The 13,920-nt window shown below is 43.1% G+C and carries 10 protein-coding genes; 2 read left to right on the forward strand and 8 right to left on the reverse strand.

Annotated features, from left to right (window positions below; translation table 11 throughout):
- Positions 1-44 precede the first annotated feature (44 nt).
- From NSMS1_RS15355 to NSMS1_RS15390, 8 genes are all read right to left on the reverse strand, one after another.
- Positions 45-1,874: an ABC transporter ATP-binding protein gene (locus NSMS1_RS15355; RefSeq protein WP_224095011.1), complete on the reverse strand. Its 1,830-nt coding sequence runs from the start codon at positions 1,872-1,874 to the stop codon at positions 45-47.
- A 186-nt stretch (positions 1,875-2,060) separates the two neighbouring features.
- On the reverse strand, positions 2,061-3,098 hold the full coding sequence (locus NSMS1_RS15360) for an aliphatic sulfonate ABC transporter substrate-binding protein (RefSeq protein WP_224095013.1): 1,038 nt from the start codon (positions 3,096-3,098) through the stop codon (positions 2,061-2,063).
- Positions 3,099-3,222: 124 nt separating this feature from the next.
- The gene (locus NSMS1_RS15365; protein WP_224095015.1) at positions 3,223-4,221 is read right to left on the reverse strand and encodes an aldo/keto reductase; all 999 of its coding nucleotides are present in this window, start codon (positions 4,219-4,221) and stop codon (positions 3,223-3,225) included.
- 52 nt (positions 4,222-4,273) lie between these two features.
- Positions 4,274-4,897 (reverse strand): GDSL-type esterase/lipase family protein, encoded by a 624-nt coding sequence (locus NSMS1_RS15370; protein WP_224095017.1) that lies wholly within the window; start codon positions 4,895-4,897, stop codon positions 4,274-4,276.
- An 82-nt stretch (positions 4,898-4,979) separates the two neighbouring features.
- Positions 4,980-5,642, reverse strand: coding sequence for a dienelactone hydrolase family protein (locus tag NSMS1_RS15375; RefSeq protein ID WP_224095025.1), 663 nt, complete (start codon positions 5,640-5,642; stop codon positions 4,980-4,982).
- A gap of 64 nt (positions 5,643-5,706) precedes the next feature.
- Complete coding sequence (locus NSMS1_RS15380) at positions 5,707-7,149, reverse strand: FAD-dependent oxidoreductase (RefSeq protein ID WP_224095028.1); 1,443 nt, start codon at positions 7,147-7,149, stop codon at positions 5,707-5,709.
- A gap of 87 nt (positions 7,150-7,236) precedes the next feature.
- Positions 7,237-8,763 carry an amidohydrolase family protein gene (locus NSMS1_RS15385; protein WP_224095029.1) on the reverse strand — a complete coding sequence of 509 codons (1,527 nt, stop codon included), beginning with the start codon at positions 8,761-8,763 and terminating at the stop codon, positions 7,237-7,239.
- Between the two features lie 114 nt (positions 8,764-8,877).
- Positions 8,878-10,242 carry an LLM class flavin-dependent oxidoreductase gene (locus NSMS1_RS15390; RefSeq protein ID WP_224095031.1) on the reverse strand — a complete coding sequence of 455 codons (1,365 nt, stop codon included), beginning with the start codon at positions 10,240-10,242 and terminating at the stop codon, positions 8,878-8,880.
- Positions 10,243-10,636: 394 nt separating this feature from the next.
- Here NSMS1_RS15390 and NSMS1_RS15395 point away from each other — a divergent pair, with 394 nt between their 5' ends.
- Both NSMS1_RS15395 and NSMS1_RS15400 read left to right on the forward strand, forming a co-directional pair.
- Positions 10,637-11,554 carry a hypothetical protein gene (locus tag NSMS1_RS15395; protein ID WP_224095033.1) on the forward strand — a complete coding sequence of 306 codons (918 nt, stop codon included), beginning with the start codon at positions 10,637-10,639 and terminating at the stop codon, positions 11,552-11,554.
- A 103-nt stretch (positions 11,555-11,657) separates the two neighbouring features.
- Positions 11,658-13,580 carry an Hsp70 family protein gene (locus tag NSMS1_RS15400; RefSeq protein WP_317986601.1) on the forward strand — a complete coding sequence of 641 codons (1,923 nt, stop codon included), beginning with the start codon at positions 11,658-11,660 and terminating at the stop codon, positions 13,578-13,580.
- Positions 13,581-13,920: the final 340 nt, after the last annotated feature.

Raw genomic sequence — 13,920 nt, forward strand, 5'->3', positions numbered from 1 at the left:
AGACAGTTGACAGTTGACAGTTGACAGTTGACAGTTGTTCTCCCCTACTCCCCACTCCCCGCCGCCACAGGCAAAAATCCCCCAGCCTGCATTTTCCATAATCTATAGTAAGCACCACCCCGTGCTAAGAGTTGGTCATGGCTACCATCTTCGACGATGCGGCCTTGATCAAATACCAAAATCCGGTCTAGATGGGCAATTGTTGATAATCTGTGAGCAACTACAATCACGGTTTTCCCATCCATGACTAAATCTAGAGTGTCTTGAATTGCTTTTTCTGTAATGGAATCAAGGCTGGAAGTGGCTTCATCCAAAATTAGGACTGGCGCATCTTTGAGAATTACTCGTGCGATCGCAATTCGTTGTCTCTGTCCTCCAGACAGTTTGACACCACGTTCACCCACCAAGGAGTTATAGCCCTCCTTCATCTGAGCGATAAAATCGTGAGCATGTGCTTTACGTGCTGCTTTAATAACTTCCTCATCGCTTGCATCTATGCGCCCATAACGAATATTTTCCATTAATGTGCGATGGAATAAAGACGGGTCTTGAGGAATCAAGCTAATCTGGGCGTGTAAAGCATCCTGAGTCATATCACAAATATCAACCCCATCAATGAGAATTTGCCCTGATTGGGGGTCGAATATCCGTAAAATTAAATTGACAAAGGTAGATTTTCCAGAACCAGAGAAACCCACCAGCCCCACACGTTCTCCTGGTTTGATGGTGATGGAGAGATTTTCAAATACTTTCTTTTCCGCCGAATAGTTGAAATTAACTTGGCGAAACTCAATTTTACCTTGAGTGATGGGATGAGCGATCGCTCCTTCCCGGTCGATCAACTCATGGGGTTGAACAATGACGGACACACCATTGGCAATATTGCCGATATGTTCAAAAAATTCCAGAAAGCGGCGGCTCAAGTTACGCGCCTCACTGATGATTAACAGTGATAGGCTAGTCGCCACCACAAAGTCAGCAGTAGCAATTAACCCTTGACTCCACAGAGAGAGTGAGTAATACAGAGTGCCGATTTTTAAAATAGCTGCGGAGATGAACTGAAACCAGCGAATACGTTCTGAGTACCAGTTAGCCTTTCTCACCTCCTTGAGTTCGTCCCTTAACTGTTCATTCAGATAACGCCGTTCAAAACCCAAACGAGCAAACAGGCGGCTACTGCTCAGATTTGTTACCGCATCTACGATGATCCCCGTCGTATGACTTCTGGCGGCTGCGGCTCTGCGGGAGTATACTCGGCAACGAGTAGCCAACCAAAACGAAATACTGATAAACAGAACTGCCCATATACCCACAAATGCAGCGAGCGGAGGATAGGCACGATACAGTATAATTGCGGCTACGATATATACAATAATTACAGACATAAACTCCGTAATCAACATTTGCATCGTCTGTGTAACACCAAGAGAGGTTTCACCAATGCGATGTGCTAAAGCCCCTGCAAAACTACTACTTAAGTAACGATGGGAATGATGTTGTAAGTAAGCATACAAAGAACGGACGATATGTTGACGGTGGACGGGATGGAGGATAGTTTGTAAGAGTCCAGCCGAGCGCCCGAATACCACTTCACCTACACTTAAAGCGATGAAAAGCATCAAAGGTTGACTAACGGTATCAAAAATCGCCTTGCTGTTGCCGCCTGAGCGCGTCACACTACGGATAATCTCGCCGATCGCGTAAGGCAACATAATGCCACAGGTAGCGTGTAAAATCTCCAGGATTACCATTGCTACATACCACCAGCGAAACTGGTTCACAAAATAGCAAACAAACCTAAAGGGAGTATTCGGCAAGTTTGGCGCACTAGCAGCACGCTGAAAAGATTTAGAAAGTCTGACCTTTTTTAACATGAAAATAGTTTGTTCTAGTAGTAACTTTTTACTGTTCTGTCAAACAAAAATAGACGGCTAAATTCGCCGCCCTATAGCGTTAAAAATTATTGCCGCGACTTGTTCAAAATTGCTCCTATCTTTCTTTTACTGAAAGAATTACGCATTACTTAGGCGTAAGCCTGTCCGTAGGTTATTACGAATTAGTTAAACCATGATTTCTGTAGGTGTGATTGCAGCATATAAATCAGGTGGAAGTAAGAAATCTTTAATATCAATTTTCTTGGGTATTACACCAGATTCAAAGAATAAATCAGCTACCCTTTGTTGTTCTGCAATTAATGCTGGACTAAGACCTCTACGCCCAGCAAATGTGCGACGAGACATTACCCTGTCGGCTACATCTGGAGCAAGTTTTTGTTCGGAAATCATCAACTTTTTCACTTCATCTCGATGCACATCTGCCCATTTATCTAGAGCCTGAAGTTCTTCAATGATAATTTTGAGCAACCCTGGATTTTCTTCGGCAAATTTCCTATCAGCAATGTAATATCCGCCGGGAGAATCTAGTCCTACAGAATCTCTCAAGACACGAATACGCCCTAATTTTTCAGCGATCGCATAATGAGGATCATTCGTCATCCACACAGGAATCCTCCCTTCCAGAAAAGCACCCCGCGCCTCAACAGTCGCCATACTTCTGATTTTGATATCTTTGATAGTCAAACCGATTGACTGCAAAGCCCTGAGAATAAAATAGTGTGATGCCGAACCTTTTTGAAAATAAATTTCTTGTCCCTTAATTTCCTCAAACTTTGTCAGAGAAGATTCTGGTGGTACAGCAATTACACTGCTTCTCCCTGTTGTTGCTGTTCTTTGCGTACCAACGACATACACAAGTTTTGAGCCAGCAACTTGTGCAAAAATTGGCGGCGTTTCTCCCACCGATCCTACGTCAATTTTACCAGCCGCCATCCCTTCCATCAGTTGAGGCCCTTGGACAAATTGCGCCCATTCTACTTTAATTCCCAATGGTTCTAAGCGTTTTTCCAAAACTTGTCGATTACGGAAAAGATCCCCCGCACTCTGATATCCCATACGGAGAACTTTAACTTTGATCGCATTAGGGTCAAATGTGGATGAACTTTGTTGCCCTTGGTTACTACAACTTCCTAACAAGTATGCCAGAGAAAAACCACCCACACTAGATGCAGCTACATTGAGAAAACGACGGCGTTTAATCATATTTATTTAATCGATCTGTGAAATATTCCTGATGTAAAAGTTGATAATTTGTAATTCCAATTCTCAAAATTTCTTAATTACAAATTACGAATTACGAATTACGAATTATTATTTGCCCCAAAACCTAACGCAAAGAATCTCCCCGACGATATTCGGCGGTGATATCGTCTAATTTTTGTTTCAAATTGTCGTCGAGTTTGACTTCTAAAGCCTTAAGGGTATCGGCTAGTTGTTCTGGACGACTAGCACCGATGATGGGAGCGGTGATAATGGGATTAGCTAATACCCAAGCGATCGCCAAAGTAGTCAGAGATAATCCAGCCAAATCTGCAACTGTAAGTAATTCTTCCACAGTCTGGAATTGGCGATCGTGCCAGTAACGTTCTTGATAACGTTCTGCGGCTGTACCTAAAGTAAAACGAGTACCTTCAGTTGGGCCTTGTGCTTGACTATGTTTCCCAGTCAGCAAACCACCCGCCAAAGGGTTATAAGGAATTACGCCTAATCCTTCTTCTTGCGCCAGAGGTAATAATTCACGCTCAATTTCGCGGAATAACAGGTTATAACGCGGCTGAATGGAAATAAACCGAGTCAAATTCCGCGCTTCAGCACGACCCAAAGCACGGGCGAGTCGATAAGCTAAGAAGTTGGAAACCCCAATGTAACGGGCTTTACCTGAACGTACTACTACATCTAATGCTTCTAAAGTCTCATCAAGAGGTGTGGAAGCATCATCAGAGTGCAATTGGTACAAGTCAACATAATCAGTTCCCAGTCGTCTGAGGGAAGCATCGATCGCATCTAATATATGTTTACGCGAAGCACCCTGATCCCAAGGTGCAGGCCCTACTTTTCCCACAGCCTTAGTCGCCAATATAAAATGTTCGCGTTTGCCTTTGAGCCAACGTCCAATGATTTCCTCAGTGCTACCAGCCGTAGTCAACCCACCACCCAAAGGATAGACATCGGCTGTATCTAAAAAGTTAATTCCCGCATCGGCTGCTGTATCGAGAATCCTTCTAGAAGTTTCTTCGTCTGTCTGCAATCCGAAAGTCATTGTACCCAGACACAGACGAGAAACGATCAATCCAGTATGACCCAGTTTAGTTGTTGGTAATGTCATGATTATTATTGCTTGATAAATGCAATTTTTAAATATGGGGCGATTAACCCAGTTACTCAACTGGGAACCAATTTAACCAACCTTCCCAATTTTGTACTAACGCTGCAAATTCCGCATAACCATTTGCTTTTGGATGAGCGCCATCATTGGCTTTTGCTTCTGTTAACCAGACTGGCGAGTTGACTAAACTAGAAAACACATCCAGATAAGGAACACCTATCTCTTGACAAACAGAAGCAAACTCTTGTGAGAACTTGGCAATAATTTGATTTCTTGTTTCTTGGTCATCATCACCGCAAGGTGGCGGCCCGACCATCAAAGTAGGATAGAGTTGAATTGCTTCTTTAAGGATACTGCGAGTATTAGCGATCGCCTCTGCTAGTGTAATTCCCTGCTTTTGACCAGCCCATCCTGAATCGTTGACACCAAAGGAAAATACCAATCGTCCATCATACTCTACAGGCAGACGATAGGAGACTTCTGAGCGCCAACGTTCTTTGAGATACCGACTCGTTTCAGCCCGTACACCTAAGTTGTAATGAGTTATGGCATACTTTTGGGACTCAGTATTGCGGCAGACTCTACCAGTCCAACCCAGAAACTCAGGATCGCCCGTGCCATTGACAAAGGATTCACCAATAAAGCAAATTCTGATTTCCTGGCGAGAGTCTGGCATTAATTAAGCTGCAAGTACGGTTTTAGCTAGTATGGAGTGTGACTTTGATGATTTTACTCATCATCTCACAAATATAAACACATTACACAGCTACAGAAGCTCGACGCTGCTGAGAAACTAGCCATTGTTGTAACTGGGAATTACCATACACTTCATCAGCAATGAAGTGGTCGCCATCAGGTAGTACAGTAAAATCTACCGTTGCACCAGATGCACGTAAGGTATCAACAATTTGCTGTGTATCCTCAACCGCCAGTTTTTCATCCTTACCACCTTGGAAAATCTGGATAGGAATTTCCTTAAGCGCTGCTAGTTGGTTGGCTTCTAATGTCTTGGGTGCGCGACCTGACACAGCTACCAAACCAGCAAAGCGACCAGGATGAGAAGCGGCGATATGCCAAGCCCCAGCCGTACCTAAGCTGAAACCAGACAAGATGATACGAGATGGATCAATTGCTTGGGAAGCTATGAGATGATCTAGTAAAGCAATAACATCAGCTTCTCTGTCTACCCAAGTTTGTCCTTCTGGTAGCTGAGGTGCTGCAAAGAAGTAAGGTAATGCTGATGCAGAATCTACGAAACGAGGTAAACCCCACTTCAGTAGAATATTTAAATCATTACCGCGATCGCGCGCTCCATGCAGAAACAATACCAAAGGCGCGGGTTTACTAACATCATCAGCAGGTGCAAAAAGATAAGGCAAGGAACCATTGCTATTGTCTTGGGGGCGTTGTTCGACGGGCATAGTTTTGACTCCTGTTAGGGATTGGGGGAGATGAGGGAGTAGAGGAGAAGAACTGTCAACTGCCTCAACTAACCGCTAAAGTTGCTGGCTGTTTCCACAGTGCATCTGCGTAGCGTGAAGCATCGAAGTCTGGAGCAATGTTATTGCTAGTTATACGAGCTTCGTGTAGCGTCCAGTCAGCGATGAATAAGTCGTGACTGATGCGCCCTACTATTGCGGGTATGTCACGGCGGATGCTGGGTATATCACCGATGGGTAGACCAAAGCTGACGAAACCAGCAGGGTTAAAGACATGGATATCTTTTAGGAAAGGTGCGCTACCAGGAATCTTTTCTTGGTATTCGTGGGCGCTACCAAGGTAAGGGTAAGTACTGAGTTCATCGTCACGCTGGTCGGCTGGTGGTTCGTAGCGATCACGCCACAGGGCAATATGATGAGCAAAGTCGGCTAGTTCTGGTCGCTTTGTTGGGTCAACAAAGTAGCCTGTACCTGCGATCGCAAAGTCAAATTGAAAAGTATCATCATTTACCTGGGCAACGATGCGATCGTTCTGCTCTTGCGCTGCTCTCCACGGTGCGGATAGGTGTAGGTGAAAGTTGGGGAAGGCAACTACACGGTCAATAGCATCCGGTGGAGGCGTAGAGCCGACCTGACGAAAGCGCCAAGCTTGGAACCAACGCGCTGAATCGGGTAGCTGGGGATAGTTATCATAAACACCAGCGTAACCCCGTACACGATTGATTGGTAGCGATGCGATTTCTGACCGTCGTGCAAACAGGTGTACCTCTTTCGCTCCCGATTCCAAAGCTACCCCAGCCGCATCAAAAGCCGAAGCCGCCGCACCCAGTACCGCTACAGTTTTACCGCGTAGTGCAGTGAAATCAATCTCGTCAGATGTATGGGCATATAAGCTACGTGGTAGAGATGCCAATACAGGCGGTATAAATGCCCCACCAGTACCAGCTACACCGTTAGCGAAAATAATCTTGCGCGTGGTTTCCACCGTTGGCACACCGTTCACTTCCAAATGGAGACGCAAGAAATCTGCTGCTGGCTCAACTCTCACCAACCGAGTTTGATAACGTACTTGAATATCAAGGAATTGCCGATACCAACTGAGGTATTCAGCCCAAAGCACGCGCGGAATGCGGTCAATTGCCGCGTAAGCCTCAACACTATGCCGCGCCTCATACCAAGCCTGAAATGAAAAAGCCTGGATGCCTAATTCTGGGCCTGGCAAGTTCTTCGGCGTGCGGAGTTTATTCATCCTTGCGCGTGTGAGCCACACACCTGCATGGGCTTCATCTTCGGCTGCATCGATTACCGTTACATGGCCAATACCCGCACGCCGCAGTGCAAATGCAAAAGCACTACCACTTCCACTTCCACCTACGATAGTGACATTATGGTCAACACCAGGGCGATCAGGAACCCAGTTATCGGGAAAGGTGCCAAGTAGGCGCAACGCCTCCCGTGCGCCAAAATCGGGGTCAGTCGTTGTTGTCATATCAATCTCCGAAGGGGAAGGATGAGAGAGATGAGGGAGACAAGATAAGTAGAAATTCTTCTCCATATCCCCCCACTCTCTTTCTCTCTACGCTGTTACCAATTGCGGCACTTCGATATTACTTACCTTGGATTCAATAGCTGTACCCTTGAAGAAGTCGGGATTAGCTTGGGTGTAGAACTTGTAGGGATTAGCGAATACATAAGACTTGAAGTCGTCTTCGGTAATTACGCCTTCTCTCACCAAATCCCAGCTTTCTGCTAGGGGAGCGGTGAGGTCAGGAACATCCCAGTGACCTACATCGGAGGAGTAAATAGCGTTGATTTTCACGCCCAAGGGATTGGCTTTGTCGTTGAAGGCTGCGGCTATGGTGCGGTCGTCGGACTCGGAACCAAAGAAGAAGCTATTCACCCAGCGATCGCGTATATCTTCGATTGTCTTAATTCCGGCTGCGCCAAAATCTTCTAGTTCTTCACCAATGGGTGCGCGGCTGTGACGAGCGAAGGAAGAACCCAGTACGGTCTTAGTTAGTTCTTCTTTGCTGAGGGAACGTGCTTGCGTAAATTCGCTACCGTAGCGCTCAAACAAATCCAACAACTCATCAGCATTGGTGAGGTCTGGGTTGTAGTTTTGTAGCCCTTCTAAACTGCGTTTGGAGAAGCGGTCTACTAAGTGGATATAGACGTGAGCGCCCCAATCTGAGCCACCTTCGAGCATGGCTACACGCAAACCTGGGAAGCGTCTGGTAACACCACCAAAGAATAAGGCTTTAGCAAATGCTTGAGAACCATCGGCAAAGTGTCCGATGTGGTTATTCATATAGTTGGTGATGGAGGAGCGTCCAGTCCAACCTTGACTACCATAGTGAGTGGTTACGGGTACACCTAATTCGACGACTTTAGCCCAGAAGGGATCGTAATCGTATTCGCTATCTAAGCCGTAGAAGTCTATATAAGAGGCATATTTGGCGATTTCTGGGAATTGCTCTGCTGGATATTTATCAGCGATCGCCTTAATTGGACGTTTCACTCCACCAGGAATATTCGCTACTTTCAGACCTAGTGTTTTTACTGCAAACTCTAACTCCTCAATAGCCTCTTGGGGAGTATTCATCTGAATACCAGCTACTACCGTCAGGCGATCGCTATATTTACGATACAAGTCAGCATGATAGTGATTTACCGCCCGTTGCAATGGCTGACGGTATTCTGAGCCTACGCCAGTTGGTGCTAAGACGTTATTAGGAAATAGTACAGAATAGTCTGAACCCTGTTCTGCTTGACGCTCATAGAACAGTTCCGGCAAGGTGTAAGTAGCCAAGTCTAATGTATTGCGGGTTACTCTTGCCCACCAAGGAGAGCGAATTGTGCGGTTATATTGACGTTCTTCCGGTGTTTGTTGATACCAGTCTTTACCATTGCTCTTAGAGTTGAGACGAGAAGATTCTGCCTTACGTAATGCGTCTACAAGCTGTGAACCACCGTATTGAGCAATGTAATCTTCAATAGCCGGGGTGAAGTCATTGGTATGAACGTCTGTATCAATAACTGGATAATCCAGAGTCGCTTTGATTGCGGCGGAACGAGAAGTTTTTAATCTGCTGTATTCAGTCATGTTTTTGTCCTTTAAAAAAGTAATGGGACTGGAGACTGGGTATTGAGGAAGATGAGAGAGAACAATTATGGACTGTTGACTAATGACTAATGACTAATGACTAATGACCGATGACTAAACCAAAACTAATTGTTCTTCCTCTCGTTTAACGGCAGAACGATGAGGCGGACGACGTAACCCCAAGTTTTCCCGTAAGGTACTACCTTCGTATTCAGTACGGAAAAGTCCACGCTTCTGGAGGACGGGAACGACTAGGTTAACGAACTCATCCAATCCTGTGGGTAAGATGGGAGGCATGATATTGAAGCCATCTGCTGCATCATTGTTGAACCATTCCTCCAATTGGTCAGCAATGCTTTCTGGAGTACCCAAGATAGTGCGATGACCTCTGGCGGTAGCTAGAGCAAGATACAACTGACGCAGCGTCAGAGTGCCACGAATAGCCAAGTCTTTGACCAGTTTTAGGCGACTTTTGTTGTTATTTGTGTCGTTGGGTAATTCCGGTGCTAAATCATCAAAGGAATACTTCGACAAATCCACACCTTTGTAGTAATTCTTTAAAATGCCCCAGGCTACGTCAGGATGAATTAACGATTGGAGGAACTCATATTTTTCCTGTGCTTCTTCTTCGGTGCGGCCGATGATAGGAAAAGCCCCAGGCATGATTTTCAAATCATCTGGAGAGCGTCCATACTTCGCCAATCTACCTTTGACATCAGCATAAAATTCTTGTGCATCAGTTAGGGTTTGATTGGCTGTGAAGATAACCTCAGCAGTTCGTGCTGCCAAGTCCCGTCCGGCTTCGGAAGCTCCAGCTTGCACAATCACTGGATAACCTTGAGGCGGACGACCAACATTGAGAGGGCCTTTGACAGAAAAATGTTTGCCCTTGTGATTGAGTACGTGTAGCTTGTCAGGATCGAAATAGATACCAGATTCTCTATCACGAATTAAAGCATCATCTTCCCAGCTATCCCACAAGCCTTTTACTACTTCTACAAACTCTTCAGCACGTTCATAACGCAGGCTATGATCTGGGTGATGCTCAAGTCCGAAATTAGCGGCTGCGTTCTCATTACCTGTAGTAACTACATTCCAGCCTGCCCGGCCGTTACTCAAGTAGTCTAGTGAAGCAAACTTCCGAGCCAATGTATAAGGTTGTTCGTAAGTAGTCGAGGCCGTTGCAATGAAACCAATATTTTTGGTTACTGAAGATAACGCAGAAAACAGTGTAACCGGCTCGAAATGCACAAGCTTACCATTGCGTTTCTGAGTTTCTGGAGCGCCGCCCCAAACTCCTGGGCTATCGGCGAGGAAAACAGCATCAAATAACCCACGCTCGGCTGTCTGAGTAATTTCCTTATAATGCTCAAAATTCAACCCAGCGTCTATTTGTGAATCTGGGTGTCGCCAGGCAGAAACATGATGTCCAGTGGCTTGAATAAATGCACCTAAACGAAACTTGCGTTTTTTACTCATGCTTTTTCTTGTCTTGTAGATGATTGCTGGGTTGCGTATAGCTAATCTGGGGTAGCAATCGTACTCAGTAGGTAGAGTCTACATTATAGGTACAAGAAAAAGATGTGCTGACCATCACATTAAATTGGATTACTAATTATTAGATTTTCTAATATTAAGTATTGCAAAGTAATTATGTTGAGGCTTAAGCATTAAGGATGTAGCTTTAAGTACAAACTAGTATTTAACAAATCTCATCAGTAATTGTGCAAGTTTAATATCTTTTGGGTGATGGTTTTTTATACGGATGAATTACAATTTCTAGCTTGTACCTCTTTTAAAGATTCATCCTTAATTTGTATAAATATCAACAGAAGCTCAGTGTAAAATGATATAGTAAGGTTTCAGCAAGCTAATGAAAACAATAGTTGCGATTTTTAGCGAAGAACGTAACCAACTTCAGACAGATATTAATAATTTAGATAATGTTGAAGACGTAGTTAAAGTAATTCAAAAGCGTCTGGATAACATAGAAAGTAGTTATATTAAAGAACTAAATGTAACTCAAGTACGTTTGGCTGCATTTTTCCTTGATGTGCTGCGACAATCAATTGTGAATATCACAGCAGTTAAAATTGCTCAGATTCCTTTTAAAGTAGAGCAAAATGTTTACCATAAATCCTTTAAGTCTTATCCCAATAGGTTGATATTAAAATTTTTAAAGATACTACTTTATGTAGGTATTTTAGGTTGGTTGTTTTATCTAACAGAAACTACCTCTGCTGCATGGATGGGTCTTTTACTTACGTTTGTATTGTTAGGATTAGAAGTGGTGTTGCAACTGGATGAAAATGATTCATCTCCACAAGAGGTAAGAGAATTAATTCAACCTGTCCTAAAAGTTGATAGCAATGTTATTTTAGATAACCTAGTCGATGCGCTCAATACTATAGATTTAATAGTTGCCAGATTTGCAGAATCCGACAAATACCAAGATGAGCGCAATATGGAAGAATTGCCGGAACTATTGAATTTTCTGCAAAGGCTGCTGGGTGCATCATCTTTGAATAAACCGCAGATGGTGGTTGAACTGACGAGGCTGCTGCCACAGATTTTAATATCTCAAGGGATTCGCGCTCAAAATTATCAAGCACCTGATAGCGATCGCACTAACTTCGACTTTGAGCCAAGCATCGACCCCGATACCAAAGATTATGTCACGATTACACCAGCTTTGCTCAAAGGCGATCGCTTACTCAGACGCGGTAGGGTAATAGAACCAGCCTACTCAGACACTCGACAATTTGACTTGAAAGTAGGGAGTGGGGAGTAGGGAGTAGGGAGTAGGGAGTAGGAAGCAGGGAAGAAAAAACTAATGACTGTTGACTGTTGACTAATGACTAATGACTAATGACTAATGACTAATGACCAAGAAAATGGAAATTTTAGAAACAGTAGGTTTTGATTTAGGACACGGTGAGACAGCAGTAGCCAAGGCTATTGTCGAAAGCATTGAACCACCCCAAATGTTGGAGATTAATAATAAAAAGAACCAAATTACTGCACTAGGTTGGCATCCTCAACTGGGTTATTTAGTAGGAGAACAAGCTTTAATTCAAGCTGGCGTTACTCAGTTGGCAATTACTTTTAAGCAAAAACCAAATAACGACTCCGAATATCGCAAAACAATTAGTACCTTCATTGCCACCTATTACCACCTGTTAAAAGAAAGTAGACAAATTGAAAATCAAGACAATACCTACTTTTATGTTGGTTGTCCTTCTGGATGGTCGATTAAGGAACGCGCAGAATATCAGAAATTGCTGCAAGAATCGGGCATTTCTCTATTAAATGTAGTGCCTGAATCAAGAGCAGCTTTTATGCAGGCTAAAGAAGCCGGGAAATTGGAGTATGAAAAACTCCTATCTTCTGTGCTAATTGTTGATATTGGTTCTTCAACTACAGATTTCACCTTAGTTAAAAGCTTACAAGAAATTCCTATAGATTTTGGTAGTAATACTTTAGGCGCATCCTTAATTGATAAGGCTATTTTTGCTCATACCCTCGCCAAACACGAACAAAAATCATTACTAGAAAAAGTATTTAAAGAATATCCCCATCATCAAGCACGTTGTGAATTAGCTTGTCGTAAAGCCAAGGAAGATTATTTTTCTAACGAACAGTTATATACTGATCCTCAATCCTTCGCTCGTGGGTTTGAATCTATCAACGAACAGATTTATTTTATCCCCCAAGTCAATAAATTGATAATGGAGGAAATATTAAATCAACCCTTACCCGAATTAGAACAGAAAAGTTGGTTGCAATCATTTTATGACGCTTTAGCTGAAGCCAAGCAAAAGCTAGACAGCCAAGGTATTGTACCCAAGCTACTGCTGATGACTGGGGGTGCATCGCGGATGAAATTTACCCATAAACTTTGCCAAAAAACCTTCCCCGAACCAGAAACATTGCTACGTCCAGACCCGGAACCGGAACGGTGTATTGCATTGGGTTTAGCGCGTGTAGGACGTTGGGATTTACGCGCCACTGCTTTTAAAGGGGAAGTAAATCAACTGCTAGAATCTAATAAACTCGCAGAAATAATTGGTAAGCATATTCCAGAGTTAATTGCATCTTTGACCCAGCCGTTAACAGAAGGGTTAATTGAAAACGCAGTAAGACCAGGGGTAAAAGATTGGCAAAAAAACAAACTTCGTACTTTAGCCGATTTAGAAGCTGCAATGAAGCAACGTGCAGAACAATGGCTACAAGGCGATATGGCTCAGAAGATAGTTAATAGTCAATGTATCAGTTGGTTTAATCATAAAATTCAACCAGATTTAGCCGCCGAAACAGATCCAATATGCCGTAAGTTTCAAATCCCCAGAAGTAGTTTAAGATTTGAAGATAGTATCGAGCCTGCTTTAGTTAATCCAGAATTACGTATTAGCGATGTTATTCTTGGTGATACGGTAGCTTTTATTGTCAATGTATTAATTGGTGGGGGTACTCTTGCCAGTATCATTACTCTCATTCTGACTGGTCATTTGACTTGGCCTATTGCTTTAGTTTACGGGGCTTCGGTAATAGCGGCGGGAATGGAGTTAAATCGAGAGACTGTTAAGGAGACAATTAAAACTAATATCAATGTTCCTAGTTGGATTCGTTCTAGTTTAATCAATGATAAGAAGATTGACGATATTAGCAAACAAGTAAGACCAGAATTAGAAAAAGTTATTCAAGAACAATTGACAGCCAATCAAGAAGCTTTTGACAAACTCATTAGTAAAGTTGAGCAAGGATTACAGAAAGCTTTGACTACTAAGGTGCAAGAGGCAATAATTTTAATTCAATAGTCTATGTCTCAAGAGCTAGACAGTAAAATTTTTCTAAAGGACATAATCTTATTTACTTCATTTTAAATCTTCCATTCTGCTGTTAATTTGCAAATTTTAACTTATATCTCCAGAAAGAGGCTTTATTCTTAGCGATCAGCAAGAATCTAAAGAGAAAAGTTCAAGTAATTTTGCACAATTTGTTTTACATTAAACACTGAATGATAATCAATTATTAATTGGTTGGCAAAAGCAAAAGGGAATATATCTGCACAGTTTTTTTTGTGAATCTGACTAAATCAGTTAGATATCGTTGAATAAGCTTCTCGAATTAAAGATGGCTTATCTTCATTGAGCATAA

It is taken from the genome of Nostoc sp. MS1 (assembly GCF_019976755.1).
Taxonomy (GTDB): Bacteria; Cyanobacteriota; Cyanobacteriia; order Cyanobacteriales; family Nostocaceae; genus Trichormus.

Bases quoted from the DNA above. Each gene is read 5' to 3' on its own strand.
- NSMS1_RS15400 (WP_317986601.1), top strand. From the start codon at position 11,658: ATGGAAATTTTAGAAACAGTAGGTTTTGATTTAGGACACGGTGAGACA.
- NSMS1_RS15395 (WP_224095033.1), top strand. From the start codon at position 10,637: ATGAAAACAATAGTTGCGATTTTTAGCGAAGAACGTAACCAACTTCAG.
- NSMS1_RS15360 (WP_224095013.1), bottom strand. From the start codon at position 3,098: ATGATTAAACGCCGTCGTTTTCTCAATGTAGCTGCATCTAGTGTGGGT.
- NSMS1_RS15365 (WP_224095015.1), bottom strand. From the start codon at position 4,221: ATGACATTACCAACAACTAAACTGGGTCATACTGGATTGATCGTTTCT.
- NSMS1_RS15390 (WP_224095031.1), bottom strand. From the start codon at position 10,242: ATGAGTAAAAAACGCAAGTTTCGTTTAGGTGCATTTATTCAAGCCACT.
- NSMS1_RS15355 (WP_224095011.1), bottom strand. From the start codon at position 1,874: ATGTTAAAAAAGGTCAGACTTTCTAAATCTTTTCAGCGTGCTGCTAGT.
- NSMS1_RS15375 (WP_224095025.1), bottom strand. From the start codon at position 5,642: ATGCCCGTCGAACAACGCCCCCAAGACAATAGCAATGGTTCCTTGCCT.
- NSMS1_RS15385 (WP_224095029.1), bottom strand. From the start codon at position 8,763: ATGACTGAATACAGCAGATTAAAAACTTCTCGTTCCGCCGCAATCAAA.
- NSMS1_RS15380 (WP_224095028.1), bottom strand. From the start codon at position 7,149: ATGACAACAACGACTGACCCCGATTTTGGCGCACGGGAGGCGTTGCGC.
- NSMS1_RS15370 (WP_224095017.1), bottom strand. From the start codon at position 4,897: ATGCCAGACTCTCGCCAGGAAATCAGAATTTGCTTTATTGGTGAATCC.